This is a genomic window from Aquimarina sp. AD1, assembly GCF_003443695.1.
Lineage (GTDB): Bacteria > Bacteroidota > Bacteroidia > Flavobacteriales > Flavobacteriaceae > Aquimarina > Aquimarina latercula.
Window position 1 is genome coordinate 1,053,542 of the sequence record NZ_CP031966.1, and the last position, 15,778, is coordinate 1,069,319.

Below are 15,778 nucleotides of genomic sequence, written 5' to 3' on the forward strand. Positions count from 1 at the left end.
TTACCCTTAGAGCAGTTATTATTCTGCATTAATTTAATTCTAAAAAACATCCATAAAATGGATGTTTTTTATTGTTATGCTTGTTGCTACTCTTTTTATTTAATTCGTACTTGATGCATTGAGAAATAATATAACTTTATACGAAGATGATAGGATTATTTAACATGAGGGATAGTTACTTTTGACGATATTTTAGTACTTAGTCTTTTTGTATCAATTCTATGATAGCAGGTATAAAGAAGAATAATTAATTTTTCACACGCACAGCTTCAAAAGTTTTGAATAAAATACCTTTGTAGGCTCTTATATAGCATTTATCTTGGTTATCTGAATCAATCCACACTTTTACTGTATATGTTTTTCCGCTATCAGCATTATAAATTGTTCCACCATCTAACTCTCCGTCTTTAAAACTTAAGTTATTAAGTATGTCCATTCCTAATAAAGGGCGTTGTCTTAATTTTTGGTCAGGATTTTTATTGTCTAGGCCATTAAAATTAGAAATGGGATTCTCGGCGCGTCTATTTATTTTGCCAAAAAAAAGATCTTTATTTTGGTAAATTTCAATAATTGAACCTCCTTCTATTTGCCATTTGCCTATATATGTTTCAGGGGAAATAGAAGAATTATGTAATAAAAAAGAAATTAAAATAATGAAGGTTAATCTCATTAAAAAGTATGTTGTATAAGTTGTTTGTTTTGGAAATATAGGTATAAAGTTTGAGTTTAATTTCTATTTATCCAATTAACTACATACTAAAGGATAATTTTTTGAAAAGATTTGTATGCTAATAATGAATACACAAGCATTATAAAACCCTTATATATAAACAAATAGAATATAATATGTGTAGAGGAGTTGTTTAATATTTTCTGTCTATAATATCTTTTATATCTACTTCCATATAATCTGCAATTTTTTGGAGTCTTTCGAAATCTTTAGCTAAGTTTTTACGCTTTACTACATAATCTCCTGCTTGCGGACTTACTCCCAAAGTTTTAGAAATACCGTATACCGTTTTGGCTCCTTTACTTTTTTTCAGAAGCTTTTTCAAATTCTTATTTACCATAATTCAAACATACATGTATTTTTTTAATATTCAAATAAAATTTTATTAAAAATTAATTTGATTAATCAAATTATGTATGTATATTCGTCAAAACCAAAAATCATCAACTATGAAACTCTTACTTATTACTGCTTTACTTTGTGTATCTATAGGTTATGCGACAACCGAACCAGTAAACGAAAAGGAAAAAACTAAAAAAGAGAAGAAGAGTGTTAAAGAGAATAATTCTTTAATCTCTAAAAATTTTCATTCTGTAAAAAGATGGAAAATCACAATAGAATACACCAATGGTGAACAAATTTCTAAAACAATTACTTTGAATGAAAGATCTACAGTTAGTCCTTTAGAAAGTGCTTTTGTAGAAGCAGAAAAATATATGAAGACACTTAAAAATGTAAAAAGTTATAATGTATCGCCAGTGTCAGGTAATTCGTTTGTCTTACTTGCAGGCAATTAAAAATCCTAAATTCGTCTCAAAACTACTATTGAGAACATAAATCCTACTTAGTTATAAAAAAGACAGTATTTTACTGTCTTTTTTTATTTTAATTCAAATTCTAGTGTATACGTCTTATATGGATGGTTATTTTTTGAAGTTTTTTGTATTTCATTATCAAATACGCGATTTAGATTATTACCAGCTAAATCTTCTATACTAGGTCCAAAAATTATAGTATAGTTCCCTTTTTTCCAGTTTCTTTTTGGTATAAATGAAACTACTGTTTCATCCTTCTTTAGCTCCCAGATACCATCTATAAGTTGTCCTGCACTATCTAGTATTTTTATATTACCAATACTACTACCATAGTCTATTGGTTTTTCACAATTTATTAGTAGATTAGATACAGAATGAATGTTAGGGATTTTAATTTCCCAATTATTTATGTTTGGTTTCTTTCTATCTGCAACGGTAGTAGTAAACTCTTTAGAGAAGTTTTTTACCATATTTACGCCGTTATGATCTTTAATTTCTTCCGAAATCACCAATCTATATTTTTTTTGAGGGATGAACACAGACCCTAACTGTTTATTTGGAATTAGATTTCGTTTTTGTCTTCCTGGTTCTATCCAAATGGTCAATAAAGTTCCATCCTTGGAGATTAAAGCGTTTTGCAGAGGTAATATTGTTCGATCTATAGGTTTATTAGAGTCATCTACAAATTGAATATATTTATAAATATTATTTTCATTAATTGGTCTAGAAAACTTAACATACCATTTTAAAATATTGGTTGGTATACTTGAAGTACTAGGATACACTTTTAATATTTTTAATGATTCGTAACCTTCAGGAACTGGCAAGGAAAAATAGTTGATGGTATGATTGTATACTACGGTATACTTTTGATTCCACCCAAATGGTACTGCGGGTGTAAAGCTTAATGTATTCTGATTTTCCTGAATTTTTCCTAGAATCCTGGTAGAAACAGCTATTCTATCTTCAGGAATTTCTCCTTTAAAAACAAATACATCCTGGGCTACGGATATGTTCTTGGGTATAATAACTTCATTTTTATTAAAAATGTAATTTTCAGATGTTTGACCTAACGATAAGTTAGTAACAACTAATGCTAAAATTCCAAAATAATATCGTTTCACAATAAAAAGTCAATAGTTCAGGTTTATAATGGGACAGATTACTTTACCCACCAGCTATTACCTGTTTTAAGAGCTAGATTTCCGTTAGATTCTCTTTGGATAATTACAAAACCATTACTACCGATTTTATCTAACTGTTGTACATTAACATATGGAAGATTTACATAATCAACACCTTCGGCAGCTCCTTTTTTTACTACAGGTTTAGTTAACTCACCTTGATATGCTTCTAAATCTTTAAAATCAATTTTCATTAATGCTCTATTACTATTAGAAATTAATAAATATCGATTTCCTTCATTTTCAATTTCTATCATATCAATAGGAGAATTGCCACTTCCAAGTTCAGCCACTGTTCTTCCTTTTTGATGTTCTCCTGATTTCATTTTATTCATTGGAAAAATAACTAATGGAGTACAAGTATAACCAGCCAAAACTTGTAATTCTCCATTGATTTTTGTTGGAATAAATGTTTTAATAGGTGCATGTGTTTCATACTTACCATGCGCAGCGTGGTAAATTTCTAAAGAACTATAATTTTGTGTCTCTGAAAACGGAAAATCAATAGCTCTAAATGTAGAGGCAAATTCTTTGTTACTTAGTCCAGATAATAATAATTTTCCATCTGTATATTTAATATCCGCAACGGCCCATTTTCTTAATTTTCTTCCTCTTCGGTCTTCTGCTTCTTTAGATATAGGATCTAATAATGTAGTTTTAGTGTAAGACACATTGTCAAGAGGTACTTGCTTTAGGACATTGTCCTCAACTCTTAATAATATGGGTATTCCAGAGCTATGATTAATAGAAAGATAAATATTATTGTTATTTGGGTTAACTACCATATCCGTAATTTGAACTTGATCAATAGTGGTTCCCATCATATCAGCAACCAATTTATCTAGATTGTCTAATTTAACTTTCGAGTTATCCAATTTAGGGTGTTCACTAAAATCTATAGCTACAACTTGTGCTGCATTACTATCCCCAATAAATAAAATACCTTCTGGTCCAAAAGTCATCTTATGTATTGAAATAATACCTGGATTTCCGGTTATAAAACCCTTTTTTAAGATGGAATTAGCCTGAGCTTGACCAAAGAAAAATGATAAGATAAGTGTAACAGTTAGAGTGATAAGTGTTTTCATGATAAATGATATATGAATAAATCCTTGATCACAAAATAATAAAAATGAAAGATGTTTAGAGTTAAATAAATGCCAATACTGATTGTCTAGGATAAAACAAAAGAATTATTTTAAAATCAAAATAATTGATTTTTAACAAGTTCATAATAACTAGAACTTACAGGGATTCTAATGTCAGTAAGAAAAAGATCTTTTCCTTTTAGTGCAGTAACATAGTTCTTATTAATAATAAATGATCGATGAACTCGCATAAATATTTCTGGTAATGTCTCTTCTAGAGATTTTAGCGTTTGATGACTCATTATTTTTTTATTAGTAGTATGAAAAACAACATATTCACTATCACTCTCGATGTACTGTACATCACTGTATTTAATTTTATGTAGATCATACCCAGATTTTACCGTAATTTTTCCTTCGACATTGCTGGTTTTAGGATCCTTTTTTATCTTTTGTATAGCAGCTAAAAATCGATCAAAGGTGATTGGTTTTAATAAATAATCTAGTGCATTTAATTCGAACCCTTCCAACGCATATTCAGAATAAGCAGTAGTGAAAATTATTTGAGTTGTAGTAGGGATTATTTTTGCTAAATCAGTTCCCTTTAATTCAGGCATTTGTATGTCTAAAAATATGACATCAATAGGCTCATTTTTTAGAATATTTATTGCTTCGAGTGGGTTTTCAAGTGTAGCAATTATTTCTATATAATCCAATCGATCTATATAGGTTTTTAAGAGTGTTCTGGCTAGCTCTTCGTCATCAATTATTAAACACCTAAGCATTATCGTCTAATTTTATATTTAGTTTTACTTTAAAAATATTATTGTCATTGGTAATTAATAACTTGTGCTTTTCGTGATACAATATATCTAATCGTTTTTTAACATTTTCTAATCCAATTCCTCCAATTTTATCTTTCATTATTTTTTCTTTAGGAATACTATTAATTATTTCAAAATTGATATTAGATGTGTTTGATGTTATATCAATCTCTATAAAGGATAGTGGTTTTTCAATATTACTATGTTTAAATGCATTTTCTATGAATGGTATAAAAAGCATAGGAGCAATAGGAACAGTATTGTCATCTACATTAAACTTTGTTGTAATTTCATAAGGTTTACTGTTTTTTAAAGAAAATAATTTGATATAATTTTTAATATAAGTTATTTCTTTTTGGATAGAAACATAGGGGCGGTCACATTCATAAAGAACATATCTAAGCATTTCTGATAAGTAACTTATACTTTGCTGTGTTTTATCAGAATCTATTACAGAGAGTGCATAAATATTGTTGAGAGAGTTGAATAGAAAATGAGGGTTGATTTGTGATTTTAATAGTTTTAGTTCGGTTTGAAGGTTTTCGTTTTTACTTCTAATCATTTCTTCTTCCTTTTTTTGTGCGAACAAAAAAGTTTCTATAAACGTAGCAATCAAATATGCAATCATCAAATTAGAAAAATGAACCATTAAAATAGATGGAGGTTTTATTCTTCTTGGAGGTCTTTTAAAAGGTGGATCAACCATTCTAGGATTATTACGAGGAGGGAGTATTCTACTGGATAAATTAGAAGATATCGTAGATGATGACAATGCCGACACACAAATTATACTTAAAGAAATTAAAAAGAAAAACAAGTATTTCTTTTTAAATAAAAAATGTTTGGCAATAAAAAAAATTAATAACCCAATAAGTCCAATTTGGAACGCAAAAAGAATGGAGTTTTCGATAAGGAACTTTTCGTTATTATTTTGTCCAAATGATAAAAAAAACCAAATAATTCCCCATAAAATTATTTGAAAAAGAAACCTTTTATAATTATTCATAGTACAAATTAAATGAAAATATAATAGTTGAGTTTCAAAATAGATGATTAAGAGCTATATCTTTTAGTTCGTTCACAGAATGGAAATGAACATTCGCCTAAAACTATATGTGGTCGACAGAAAACTCCTCATTTGCATTATACTTTTACCGAAATTTATAGTCTATACAAGAAACATAAACATAAAAAAAATGAAAAGTAACTTGTTGAATTTAGGATTATTAATGACACTTTGTTTATTACTGTTTTCGTGTAAATCAAATGCACAATCAAAAGATGAAAAGAAGAGAGGAAAAGAAAGACCTACTGTTGAAGAGATTTTTAAAATGATGGATGAGAATGAAGATGGAAAATTAGCAAAGGAAGAAGTTAAAGGACCTTTAGAAAGAGATTTTGCAAAAATTGATTTAGATGAAGATGGGTTTATTACTAAAGAAGAATTGAAAAAAGCTCCTAAACCTGAAAGAAAAGGACCACCAAGAAGAGAGCAATAAGATTATAAAAATAATATAGAATTAACTAAATCTAAGAATATGATGAATACGAAACTTATATCTAAAAAGATTATTCCACTGGCATTGTTAGTTTGTACCGTTTGCATCGTTTTTATAGCTTGTAGTGGTGATGATAATGGAACATCTACAACGGATGATGATGGTACTGTTGCAGAATTGCACGCTGCTTTTGCAGAATTCGATACAGATGAGACAGATATTTATTTGGATGGATCTAATGTAGTTATTGAAACTACAGGAAGACCCAATCATACAACATCTTATTGGGGTGAAGGTAATGCATTATATATTGAAGAACCTGATGTTGCCTCAACACCAAGTATAATACCTAATTTTGATGCTTCTGCTACTTTAGTAGTTTCTGCAAATCCACAATTAGCTAATAACACTACAGCAACATCTTTGGGAACAATTGGGATAGCTGTAAGTGGGGCAGCACTTTTTAATGATCAAGAAGGAAATGGTGCGCTAGATCAGGCAGCAGGGTCTTTGGATTATACAGGAGGACATATAGGACCTGGAGTATATCATTATCATTTAGAACCAAGAGCATGGTCTAATGATGATGAAAATTTGATCGGGATTATATCGGATGGATTTTTTATCTATGGTAGAAAGTGTAATTCTACAGGTACGTATCCTACGGATTTAGATGCTTCTGGAGGTCATACTCATATAACACAACATTCAGAAGAAGCTGAGTATCATTATCATGTTATTAATGAATTATATTCTAATACAGGTAGTTATATAGTTTTTGCTGGACCATTTAATGGAACTCCCAATGCGGTTAATTAAATGTTTTTTTATAAGTAGTTTTTTTTCTATCTGTTTTATGGCTTGTAAAACAGATAGGGAAAATCATATTGTTGATATGGATAAAAAAATAATCAATAATGTTTTGGTGCCTAAGGACTTGTTGATTTTAAATGCAAGTGAAGGAAAATGGTACTATGAGCAAAAACCTTTTTCTGGTTATGCTGTAAAGTTTCATTCTAATAAAATGCTTGAAGAAAAAGTAGGTTATTACGAAGGTAAAAAAGAAGGGTTAGCTCAAAAATGGTTTTCTGATGGTTTGTTGCAAAAAGAATCATTTTATATAGCTAACCACCTTGATGGAGTTGTAAAAATTTGGTGGCCAAATGGTAATATAGCTTCAGAATCTAATTATATAAAAGGAACTCGGAATGGAGTTCAAAAAAAATGGTTTACAAATGGTCAACTGTCTAAACGAACTAATTTGATTAATGGAAAAGAAAATGGAATGCAGCAGGCTTGGTTAGAGAATGGAAAGCTATATGTGAACTACGAAGCAAAAAACGGACGTGTTTTTGGCTTAAAAAGAGCTAATTTATGTTATAAGTTGGAAAATGAAATTGTACAGTTTAAAAAGTTATAGTATTATTTTATGTTGCTTGCTTTTCAGTTGTAAGCAAAAAGAAAATATGAGTAGAGTAGAAGTACTACCATATTATCAGGATGCTAGTTTTACGCCGCATTGGCTAACTCCTTATGCAAAAGAACTTAATGATTTTCATAAAATTCCTGATTTTTCTTTAGTGAATCAAGAGGGAGAGATTGTGACTAGTAAAACCTTCGATGATAAAATTTATATAACTGATTTTTTCTTTACAACATGTCCTGGAATCTGTCCAAAAATGACATCCAATATGTTGTTGTTGCAAGAAGAATTTAAAAATGATGAAGATATTTTATTATTATCACATTCTGTAACTCCAGAAAGAGATTCAATACCGATATTACAAGAGTATGCAGAACTAAAAGGTGTTCTGAATTCTAAGTGGCATTTAGTAACTGGAGATCGTGATGTAATTTATGATCTAGGACGTAATTCCTACTTCGTTGAAGAGAATTTAGGAGAAACAAAAACGAAAGAGGATTTTCTTCATACCGAAAATTTTGTTTTGGTAGATAAAAAGAAACATATAAGAGGTATTTATAATGGTTTAAATAGAGCATCTATTAATCAGCTTATCACTGATATAAATACTTTAAAATCAGAGAAAAAATTTTAAATTTTTTTACCCCAAAACTAATGATATAGAAACAGAAGATTTAGTTGCTTTTGTATTTATAGATAGATTTTGTGTTTGAATCTGAATCCCTGTAGTCTCTATGATTGCAGGGGTTATTTTGTTAAAGTATTATTTTAAATAAAATCAATAAACGAGAATTATTAAAAAAAAGCTGAGTTGATATCAACTCAGCCTTTCTAACCACCAATTATCCAATATTAACTAATGTTCATAGCAATTTTTTCCCCCTTGCTTCGGTTAACCCAATAGTTTAATTAAATAATCGGTTTATTATTTTTTTTGGTGGTGTGATAATTTCTTGATGTACACTATCAATCCAATATAAATAGCTATTAATAGTTGCACATAGTTCATTATTAGCATTAAAAAAACGATTTCTAATGGCTAATTTTTGACTGTCATTATCAATACAAATAAGTTCCAGGTTTATAAAAAAATCTTGCATAAACATTAAATGTTTTCTTTGGCTTAGGGATTCTATAGATTCCTGTACATTAAGTTTTGTTTTGTTTCTTTTTTTGTCAGTATACCCTTTGTCAAATAAGAAGGCAAGTAATACGGATGATGTATAAGCAATGTATGCAGAATTTTGCATTACCATATAATCATCAACATCCTCTCCTTTAACTTTAAAATTTCTTCTAAACATTTTGTTTTATTTGATATTATATTCCGGAATTCTTCATTTTGTTAAGTTTTCGTTTTTTCTTGTTTCCTACCTGAAAAGCTCTAGATATATTGAACCCAAGATGTATATCCCCTTCAAAGAAATTGTCTGTAGATTCTGCGATGAAACTTTTTTCTATCATAGTAATAGAGTTGGATAGAATTATTTGAAATACGTGTCCTCCTGTTTCTATATCTACCCCAAACGCTAAAGAGTTTGTTGCGTCGATAGACTCCAACGGATTAGCAGTATAAAAGTATTCTCCGTTTATAGATATTCTTTTAGTTAGCTTTAATCTACTACCTATACCGACAGCAAAAATATCGTGTGGATCATCATTAATTTTCACAGAATTTCTATGAATATAAGTTGGGGTAATTTGTAATGAAAATGCAGGACTAAATTTTCTAGCAATTAGTATTTGTGAAACATACGATAATTTTTGACTAAAGGTAGGCTCATTTTCTGGGTCAAAATCCTTTAATGTTCTATAAGCAATGCTTGAGAAAAGTGATGCTGTAAATGGGAATGATCCTTCACCAGTACTTTGCTTTAAGAATTTGTATTTAATAAAGCCATCATATGTTTTGTCAAAACTACTTCGACCTACTCCTAACATTATATTATCAGATAGTCCATATTCAAAAGCAAAACGGATATTAGATTGATCCAATCCATATAATTCATCAATTCCAAGATTAACTCGTCCAAAACGGTGTGATATAACAAATTCTAAAGTACCTTTATTTCTGTTCTCTACAGAATGACCATTTAATATTCTAGTTCCTTTAAAAGTAGAAGTAGTATAACTTTTTGTCTGTGGTGTTTCATCTTCTAGAATGTCTAGTAGATCTTGTGCATATGAATTAGAACTCAATGCCCAAAGTGCAAAAACAATTAAAAAATTCTTCATATTATTTTTTATAAGGTTTGTGATCTAGTTCAAATGTTATTTTTATACTATCTGCTATATTATTAGTTACTACGGATGGTATTTCGATTTCGAAATCAGCCACCTTTATTGGGAAGGTTCCTTTTAAGAATATATTTTCTTTGTTTTTGCCAATTATACCTTTGGTTTCAATTTTTTTTGTTACTCCATGGATAGTAATATCACCAACAATTGATACAGTTTGTTCATTTTTAGTTAGTGCATTAAAATCCAGAATTTGGCCTTTAAATATTGCCTTAGGGTATTTGTCAGACTCTACATAGTTTTCATTAAAATGTTCTTGCATCAACGATTTTTCGAACATAAATGATTTCATCAAAATAGATATTGCTATTGTACCTGTTGATGTGTCTATAATACTTAATACCTGATTGTTTTCTGCTTTTATATCTTCTATTGGTGTGGCAGAAAAGAAAGAAGTATATCCTTGTTTTGTTAAAAATTTTCCTTGTCCAAAGGAGACAGTGGAAAGTAATATTGTGAATAATAATATATATAGAGATTTCATTTCTTTTTAAGTTTATGGTTTATTCAATAATCACACATTTAACCAATACTACATCCATTAAGTATCCCGTGCAGATGCCTTTAATATTGATATGCTGACCTATTTTTAGATTGTTTGTTTTTAAGCTTTCTTCAGAAGAGATGTAGCAGGTTACATTGCCTATAGTATTATCATTACCTAATGTAATGATGCTATTTCCGTTTTTCCCAGAAGTTATTTCTGTAATAGAACCTTGAACCTGAATAATTTGTTCTAAGTATTTAGCATTTGCTTCATTTTCATTGTTAGAAAAGCTATCTACCAATTCATTAGATTCTATCGATATGTTAGGTTTAGATTCTGATATATCGACGAAAGGTTTATTATATATATTATTATAAATAAATATCCCTGTCAGAATCAGTAGTAGCATGGAAATACTAAGTATGCTTCTTGTTTTACTATTCATAATATTAGATTTAATTATTTAGAGCTCCATTTTCTATCCAACAACGGATCAATTCTATCTGATCATTGCTTAAAGAACCTCCTAATGGCATTGTTCTATTTACTACTTGCGTTCTAACTCGTTCTGAGTTAGCGCTTATATTTTCATAAGTTCTTAAATCTGGAGCTTGGTTTCCTCCATGACAACTTATACAGTTATTATCAATAATTGATTTAATATCAGTTGAAAAAGATATTGCTGGATCGCATAATTCTTCTGAAATAATACCAGATTCTTCTTCTACATTCCTTTCACAAGAAAGAAAGGTGATACCTATTGTAATTATTAGTATGTTTTTGATTTTTAACAGGTCATTCATTTTTTTTAAAAATTTAAAATAAGAGGAAGAAAGCAAGAAGTCTTATCTTCCTCTTATAACCAACTAACTACTTAAATATTTATATGACGATATCAAGTTTAAATTTTTATAATGGTGTAGTATCCGTATTAACTACTGGCCATATACCTGGTGATGGAACGCTAACTCCGTAGTTGTCTCCTCTTTCTATATCCTGTCCGAAATAGTAAAGAGGTCTTCCTTTATAGGTTAATTGTGATCTACCAAATACATCGATAGTACCAAAGTCATTAGCATCCAATATACTTGGAAGGTTGTCGATGTCGATATGAAAAATTGGCCAAATTGGATCATTAGAAAAATCCTGTAGTGTGTAATTATTATCGTCCTTGGTGTCATTGACAAAAGCATAGATTGTTCTACCAGTGCTACTAGTCATGTAAAATGTAAGTTCATCACCAGTTTCATAGCCACTAGTAAAGTTTAGATCATTTCCTGCATCATCTCTACCAATTAATTGCGCTTCCGCATACATTAGAGAATAATCAGGTTTTGCGATATACCAGTTGTTGCCCACTTTATCTCCGTTAGTATCACCAGCTACATTATCATTAAAGAAATAATATAAAGGCCATCCTTTATAAGTGTTTTGTTTATCCCCATCCGTTCTTGTAATTACTCCAAAGTCCGAAGCGTTTAAACCATCATCTAATGTTAAATCTGCTTGATAAAATATTGGCCAAGCTGTTTTACAGTCGTTATTACATTCTGATTGTGTTTTAGTATCTCTAGAAAAGAAATAAAGAGACATTCCGTTAGCATCTGTAAGGATATTTCCGAATTCAGGATCTGCAACCAATCGCACAGCGTTAGCATCAGGAGTTGGATCTGGTTCGATAATAGTATCATTGTCATCACTACTACAACTTGTTAATAATGATATGAAAGCGAATAATAAGAAAATTGATTTTTTCATTTTTAGATTATTTATGATTTATGATGCAAATAACCGGCAATGAAGGAGGTAGAATCAAACAAATATATGTGAGAAGGAAAAAGTAGCCTTAAAAAGGAAAAAAAAGACTTGAAATATTCAACCCTCTTTTTTCCTGTGAGTTTATTTAAACTTATATAATGAATGGAGTTTAACTAAATCCTAAATATTGAATAAATGATGTTAGAAGGGTACTATGTTTACCTATTATCTACCTAAATCACATTTCAAATTAGTGGATTTTAAGCTTTAAATAACAAATTAAAGGTAGTGGAGAAGTAGTATTGAAAAAAGAAGAAATAATTTATTTAATAGTCAAAAAATATCTTTTTAGATATTTAACCATTGTCTAAATTCAGCAGCCTTATTCTTACTAATAATTATTTCTACATCTGCATCTTTTATCAAAATTTTAAGCTGACTATTTCCGTATTTGATAATTTTTGCAATAGCAGTAATACTTATTATAAATTGACGATTTGCTCTAAAGAATAGTGAGGTATCCAGATTCATAAGCATGTCATCTAAACTATCATTACTTGTCGATTTTTTACCGTTAAAACATACAATATATGTTATTGTATTTTCCGTATAAATGTATGATATGTTATTTATGGGAACAGGAATCAACTCATTTCTAATGTAAGTAAGAATTCTCTTTTTACTTGATTCTTTCATATTTTCAGTATTAGACTCTATGTTTGAGTCTAATAATTCCTCCTCTGTATTTTCAACTACTTTTTGTTGATAAGCAATAAGATCAGTGTTTAATTTAGATAGATTGAGTAATTCACTTTCTAAGTTAATATTTTTTTGCTCTAATTGTTTTTCATAATAACTTCCTATTATTCGAACAGCCATAAAAGAAGATAAAATAATTAACCCTCCCATTAATGCAAAAATTGTATAAAAACTTGTTTTCAGTTTTCTAATTTGACCACTAACCTTGTTTAAATTAACGTGCGCTGCAACAATAAGATCAGAATCTTTTACTGGCGCTATATATACAATTTCCGATAATCTATCAATAGTAGGTACACTGTCAGTTTCTTTTCTTTGATTAAGTAATAGATCATAAAGTTTATCAGAACTATCTTCTTCACTTAGTGATTTAATAAGAGATTGATCAGAGTTTACTTTCTGACCAACTTTGGTTCTGTCCGGATGACATACTTCTTTTCCTGACCAATCAAATACACAAATAAAAGAAGCTTCATTATGTGTATTTGCAATTGTATTTTGGATGTTTTTAATTACAACTTGTTTATCAATACCTCCCGATATTTGATAATGTGATAACCTAGAAATCTCGTTAGCTTCTCTTTTGCTGGATTCTAACTGGATTTCGATGAGCTGATTAGCACTTACTTTAATAAAGTATTTTACGCCAAATGATGCGATAATTAGAAATATAACTGATATAGAAATAAAAGTCAAAAAATATAATCGATCTTTTCTCATTGATTAGTATCTACTTAAGATAATTAAAAGCTGCAAAACGCTCAGAATTTTAAAAAAAACGAAAATAAGATATTTTCTTACTATAGTGTTTAAAACAACGAACAATAATAATTCATTTCAATCTCTTTTTTTCCTTTTTAATACATATTTTTCATCTTTATCATTGTTTTTTTTTCAAGAGTATATTAATTCCTCTTTATTTGCAATCGTAATTAACTCGAATAATAAATAAATGAAAACCAGCTTTTAATTAATGAACAGAAAAAATAAAATAACGATATTTCTTCTTAGTCTTCTATTAATAGCAGGGGCATACTTTTATATTGAATACTATAATACATCACATATTGATATCAATAATGTATCTACAGAAATAAGTACGGATTCCCAAAAATTAACGGCGTCGTTTATAAATGATGAAAATGATGCTAATTTAATTTATAAGGATAAAATTGTGGAAGTAATTGGAGTTGTAAAAGAAGTTACTTTTCTTAATGATAGAAATACTATCGTTTTAGAGGGTGATAATAAAAACTCTAGTGTATTATGTGATATGCAATCTGATCAATTTAAGATGGTAAAAAATCTGAAAAAAGGTCAAAAAATAGAATTAAAAGGGGTTTGCAAAGGCTTTCTGAAAGATGTTATTTTATTAAATTGTATGCTTATCAACCAATAAACCAATGAATAAAATTATTGCTCTACTTTTTCTTGTTACTAATATGGGGTCCTCTGATATTAAATCTGATCAGATTATAACTCGGCAGGGACAGGTTTCATTTTTTTCATACACTTCTGTAGAAAATATAGAGGCCAAAAACAATCAGGTTTTAAGTATTATAGACCTTTCAAAAAATGAAATAGCGATTAGTATGCTTATGAATGCATTTGTATTTAAAAAGTCATTAATGCATGAACATTTTAATGAAAGTTATATTGAATCAGATTTGTACCCTAAAGCTACTTTTAAAGGAGAAATATTGGATTATGACCCAGAAATAAAAGGTGTTCAGACGAAGTTTGTAAAAGGAACACTTACGATACGTGATATAGAAAAAGAGGTCGAGATTAAAACGAGTATTGAAAATATCGATGGAAAACATGTCATAACAGGAGATTTTGAGGTCGTTGTGAAGGATTTTGAAATTAAAATTCCACCTATTCTTAGACCCAATATCGCAGAAGTAATATCAATTAAATTTAGATTTGAATATCAACCATATGAGAAATAATAAGTTTTTTCTTTTATTCATAGTTATGCTAATTGGATTTGGTATTTCTATAAACGCTCAGGATTTATTAGAAACTTTAGAAAAAGAATATCCAGATGTCCCTCAGTATGAAATAGCTACTTTTAAATCTACAAGAATTGCAATAGGCCATTCCATAGAGAATAGGAAAGAAGGTGTTTTGCAAGTAATGGCTATGAATAGGTATTGGAATATACCTAATTATCAAGGGCAGAGTTTTATAGCTGATAAATGGAGTGCAAGAATTGCTCTAGAATATGGAATTTCTAATAGACTGAGTACAGGATTCGGTTGGACCACTTTAGAAGATGTGTATGATGGTTTTTTGAAATATAATTTATTGCGTCAGCGTAAAAAATCTAAAAAATCATTTGTTAGTGTAACTCTTTTTCAAAATGCATCTTATAGAAGTGAGAGTGAAGGTAGGTCTCCAATTTATGGTGGTTTCGAGGATACATCTTTTAGCGATCGTTTAGCGTTTACTACTCAAGTATTAATTGCTCGTAAATTTACTCCTCAATTTTCTGCACAGATTTCTCCAACTTTTATTCATAGAGGTTCTTCAATATCAGATGAAGATCCTAATAATCATTTTGCCATAGGTATTGGAGGAAGATATAAAGTAGGCGGTCATGTATCTATCGTATCCGAGTATTATTATGTTGCGAATCCTATAAAATCTGCAGATACTTATGGAGCCTTTGCGCTAGGAGTAAACTGGGAGTTAAGTGATTTAATGCTACAATTTCACATGACTAATGCTTGGAGTACTGTAGAAGATGTATTTATAACACAAACGCCTAATAATTTTAATTTACAGGATGGTAATTTTACTTTTGGCTTTACGGCGACTTTTGCGCTACATCTAAAGCAAAAACAACCTTAACATATAAAAACAAATAGATAACTGATAAAAAAAGAGACTTAACAATTCATGTTAAGT

The 15,778-nt window shown here is 29.3% G+C and carries 21 protein-coding genes; 8 read left to right on the forward strand and 13 right to left on the reverse strand.

What is annotated here, in order from left to right; translation table 11 throughout:
- Window positions 1–247 precede the first annotated feature (247 nt).
- Window positions 248–670, reverse strand: coding sequence for a DUF2147 domain-containing protein (locus D1815_RS04770; protein WP_051335940.1), 423 nt, complete (start codon window positions 668–670; stop codon window positions 248–250).
- Between the two features lie 193 nt (window positions 671–863).
- On the reverse strand, window positions 864–1,070 hold the full coding sequence (locus D1815_RS04775; RefSeq protein WP_027391569.1) for a hypothetical protein: 207 nt from the start codon (window positions 1,068–1,070) through the stop codon (window positions 864–866).
- Window positions 1,071–1,179: 109 nt separating this feature from the next.
- On the opposite strand from D1815_RS04775, the gene D1815_RS04780 reads away from it, so the two are divergent.
- Window positions 1,180–1,527, forward strand: coding sequence for a hypothetical protein (locus D1815_RS04780; protein ID WP_147404323.1), 348 nt, complete (start codon window positions 1,180–1,182; stop codon window positions 1,525–1,527).
- 83 nt (window positions 1,528–1,610) lie between these two features.
- Here the strand turns inward: D1815_RS04780 and D1815_RS04785 are convergent, their stop codons facing one another.
- From D1815_RS04785 to D1815_RS04800, 4 genes are all read right to left on the reverse strand, one after another.
- Window positions 1,611–2,669 carry an Ig-like domain-containing protein gene (locus tag D1815_RS04785; protein ID WP_118386132.1) on the reverse strand — a complete coding sequence of 353 codons (1,059 nt, stop codon included), beginning with the start codon at window positions 2,667–2,669 and terminating at the stop codon, window positions 1,611–1,613.
- 38 nt (window positions 2,670–2,707) lie between these two features.
- Complete coding sequence (locus tag D1815_RS04790; RefSeq protein ID WP_118386133.1) at window positions 2,708–3,817, reverse strand: hypothetical protein; 1,110 nt, start codon at window positions 3,815–3,817, stop codon at window positions 2,708–2,710.
- A gap of 116 nt (window positions 3,818–3,933) precedes the next feature.
- On the reverse strand, window positions 3,934–4,602 hold the full coding sequence (locus D1815_RS04795; RefSeq protein WP_051335939.1) for a LytTR family DNA-binding domain-containing protein: 669 nt from the start codon (window positions 4,600–4,602) through the stop codon (window positions 3,934–3,936).
- Window positions 4,595–5,647, reverse strand: a complete 1,053-nt coding sequence (locus tag D1815_RS04800) for a sensor histidine kinase (RefSeq protein ID WP_118386134.1) — start codon at window positions 5,645–5,647, stop codon at window positions 4,595–4,597. Before D1815_RS04800 ends, D1815_RS04795 begins: the two co-directional genes overlap by 8 nt.
- Window positions 5,648–5,837: 190 nt before the next feature.
- On the opposite strand from D1815_RS04800, the gene D1815_RS04805 reads away from it, so the two are divergent.
- The 4 genes from D1815_RS04805 (at window position 5,838) to D1815_RS04820 (ending at window position 8,197) form a co-directional block, all read left to right on the forward strand.
- Complete coding sequence (locus D1815_RS04805) at window positions 5,838–6,140, forward strand: EF-hand domain-containing protein (RefSeq protein ID WP_118386135.1); 303 nt, start codon at window positions 5,838–5,840, stop codon at window positions 6,138–6,140.
- Window positions 6,141–6,179: 39 nt separating this feature from the next.
- Window positions 6,180–6,959, forward strand: a complete 780-nt coding sequence (locus tag D1815_RS04810) for a YHYH protein (protein ID WP_369899383.1) — start codon at window positions 6,180–6,182, stop codon at window positions 6,957–6,959.
- A gap of 76 nt (window positions 6,960–7,035) precedes the next feature.
- Window positions 7,036–7,560 carry a toxin-antitoxin system YwqK family antitoxin gene (locus D1815_RS04815; protein WP_199726762.1) on the forward strand — a complete coding sequence of 175 codons (525 nt, stop codon included), beginning with the start codon at window positions 7,036–7,038 and terminating at the stop codon, window positions 7,558–7,560.
- Between the two features lie 46 nt (window positions 7,561–7,606).
- Entirely contained in the window at window positions 7,607–8,197 is a 591-nt protein-coding gene (locus tag D1815_RS04820) for an SCO family protein (RefSeq protein WP_234424292.1), read from the forward strand.
- A gap of 271 nt (window positions 8,198–8,468) precedes the next feature.
- Here the strand turns inward: D1815_RS04820 and D1815_RS04825 are convergent, their stop codons facing one another.
- The 7 genes from D1815_RS04825 to D1815_RS04855 form a co-directional block, all read right to left on the reverse strand.
- On the reverse strand, window positions 8,469–8,867 hold the full coding sequence (locus D1815_RS04825; RefSeq protein WP_108804172.1) for a hypothetical protein: 399 nt from the start codon (window positions 8,865–8,867) through the stop codon (window positions 8,469–8,471).
- 16 nt (window positions 8,868–8,883) lie between these two features.
- Window positions 8,884–9,798: a DUF5777 family beta-barrel protein gene (locus tag D1815_RS04830; RefSeq protein WP_118386138.1), complete on the reverse strand. Its 915-nt coding sequence runs from the start codon at window positions 9,796–9,798 to the stop codon at window positions 8,884–8,886.
- Window position 9,799: 1 nt separating this feature from the next.
- Window positions 9,800–10,345: a YceI family protein gene (locus tag D1815_RS04835; RefSeq protein ID WP_118386139.1), complete on the reverse strand. Its 546-nt coding sequence runs from the start codon at window positions 10,343–10,345 to the stop codon at window positions 9,800–9,802.
- Between the two features lie 19 nt (window positions 10,346–10,364).
- A complete protein-coding gene (locus D1815_RS04840; protein ID WP_118386140.1) occupies window positions 10,365–10,793 on the reverse strand; it encodes a hypothetical protein in 429 nt (142 codons plus the stop codon).
- A 10-nt stretch (window positions 10,794–10,803) separates the two neighbouring features.
- Entirely contained in the window at window positions 10,804–11,151 is a 348-nt protein-coding gene (locus D1815_RS04845) for a cytochrome c (protein WP_108804176.1), read from the reverse strand.
- Window positions 11,152–11,257: 106 nt separating this feature from the next.
- Window positions 11,258–12,106, reverse strand: a complete 849-nt coding sequence (locus D1815_RS04850; protein WP_118386141.1) for a hypothetical protein — start codon at window positions 12,104–12,106, stop codon at window positions 11,258–11,260.
- Window positions 12,107–12,454: 348 nt separating this feature from the next.
- Window positions 12,455–13,585, reverse strand: a complete 1,131-nt coding sequence (locus D1815_RS04855) for a LytTR family DNA-binding domain-containing protein (RefSeq protein ID WP_118386142.1) — start codon at window positions 13,583–13,585, stop codon at window positions 12,455–12,457.
- A 253-nt stretch (window positions 13,586–13,838) separates the two neighbouring features.
- Between D1815_RS04855 and D1815_RS04860 the strand changes: the two genes are divergently transcribed.
- The 3 genes from D1815_RS04860 to D1815_RS04870 are packed head-to-tail and all read left to right on the forward strand — an operon-like array spanning window position 13,839 to window position 15,721.
- On the forward strand, window positions 13,839–14,264 hold the full coding sequence (locus tag D1815_RS04860; RefSeq protein ID WP_118386143.1) for a hypothetical protein: 426 nt from the start codon (window positions 13,839–13,841) through the stop codon (window positions 14,262–14,264).
- A gap of 4 nt (window positions 14,265–14,268) precedes the next feature.
- Window positions 14,269–14,817, forward strand: a complete 549-nt coding sequence (locus D1815_RS04865; RefSeq protein WP_108804180.1) for a YceI family protein — start codon at window positions 14,269–14,271, stop codon at window positions 14,815–14,817.
- The gene (locus D1815_RS04870; protein ID WP_118386144.1) at window positions 14,807–15,721 is read left to right on the forward strand and encodes a DUF5777 family beta-barrel protein; all 915 of its coding nucleotides are present in this window, start codon (window positions 14,807–14,809) and stop codon (window positions 15,719–15,721) included. Before D1815_RS04865 ends, D1815_RS04870 begins: the two co-directional genes overlap by 11 nt.
- Window positions 15,722–15,778: the final 57 nt, after the last annotated feature.

Excerpts from the sequence above, each read along its gene's own strand:
- D1815_RS04790 (WP_118386133.1), bottom strand. The coding sequence starts at position 3,817 with ATGAAAACACTTATCACTCTAACTGTTACACTTATCTTATCATTTTTC.
- D1815_RS04845 (WP_108804176.1), bottom strand. The coding sequence starts at position 11,151 with ATGAATGACCTGTTAAAAATCAAAAACATACTAATAATTACAATAGGT.
- D1815_RS04830 (WP_118386138.1), bottom strand. The coding sequence starts at position 9,798 with ATGAAGAATTTTTTAATTGTTTTTGCACTTTGGGCATTGAGTTCTAAT.
- D1815_RS04840 (WP_118386140.1), bottom strand. The coding sequence starts at position 10,793 with ATGAATAGTAAAACAAGAAGCATACTTAGTATTTCCATGCTACTACTG.
- D1815_RS04835 (WP_118386139.1), bottom strand. The coding sequence starts at position 10,345 with ATGAAATCTCTATATATATTATTATTCACAATATTACTTTCCACTGTC.
- D1815_RS04805 (WP_118386135.1), top strand. The coding sequence starts at position 5,838 with ATGAAAAGTAACTTGTTGAATTTAGGATTATTAATGACACTTTGTTTA.
- D1815_RS04870 (WP_118386144.1), top strand. The coding sequence starts at position 14,807 with ATGAGAAATAATAAGTTTTTTCTTTTATTCATAGTTATGCTAATTGGA.
- D1815_RS04815 (WP_199726762.1), top strand. The coding sequence starts at position 7,036 with ATGGATAAAAAAATAATCAATAATGTTTTGGTGCCTAAGGACTTGTTG.
- D1815_RS04825 (WP_108804172.1), bottom strand. The coding sequence starts at position 8,867 with ATGTTTAGAAGAAATTTTAAAGTTAAAGGAGAGGATGTTGATGATTAT.
- D1815_RS04800 (WP_118386134.1), bottom strand. The coding sequence starts at position 5,647 with ATGAATAATTATAAAAGGTTTCTTTTTCAAATAATTTTATGGGGAATT.
- D1815_RS04820 (WP_234424292.1), top strand. The coding sequence starts at position 7,607 with ATGAGTAGAGTAGAAGTACTACCATATTATCAGGATGCTAGTTTTACG.
- D1815_RS04780 (WP_147404323.1), top strand. The coding sequence starts at position 1,180 with ATGAAACTCTTACTTATTACTGCTTTACTTTGTGTATCTATAGGTTAT.
- D1815_RS04810 (WP_369899383.1), top strand. The coding sequence starts at position 6,180 with ATGATGAATACGAAACTTATATCTAAAAAGATTATTCCACTGGCATTG.
- D1815_RS04865 (WP_108804180.1), top strand. The coding sequence starts at position 14,269 with ATGAATAAAATTATTGCTCTACTTTTTCTTGTTACTAATATGGGGTCC.
- D1815_RS04795 (WP_051335939.1), bottom strand. The coding sequence starts at position 4,602 with ATGCTTAGGTGTTTAATAATTGATGACGAAGAGCTAGCCAGAACACTC.
- D1815_RS04855 (WP_118386142.1), bottom strand. The coding sequence starts at position 13,585 with ATGAGAAAAGATCGATTATATTTTTTGACTTTTATTTCTATATCAGTT.
- D1815_RS04775 (WP_027391569.1), bottom strand. The coding sequence starts at position 1,070 with ATGGTAAATAAGAATTTGAAAAAGCTTCTGAAAAAAAGTAAAGGAGCC.
- D1815_RS04770 (WP_051335940.1), bottom strand. The coding sequence starts at position 670 with ATGAGATTAACCTTCATTATTTTAATTTCTTTTTTATTACATAATTCT.
- D1815_RS04860 (WP_118386143.1), top strand. The coding sequence starts at position 13,839 with ATGAACAGAAAAAATAAAATAACGATATTTCTTCTTAGTCTTCTATTA.
- D1815_RS04850 (WP_118386141.1), bottom strand. The coding sequence starts at position 12,106 with ATGAAAAAATCAATTTTCTTATTATTCGCTTTCATATCATTATTAACA.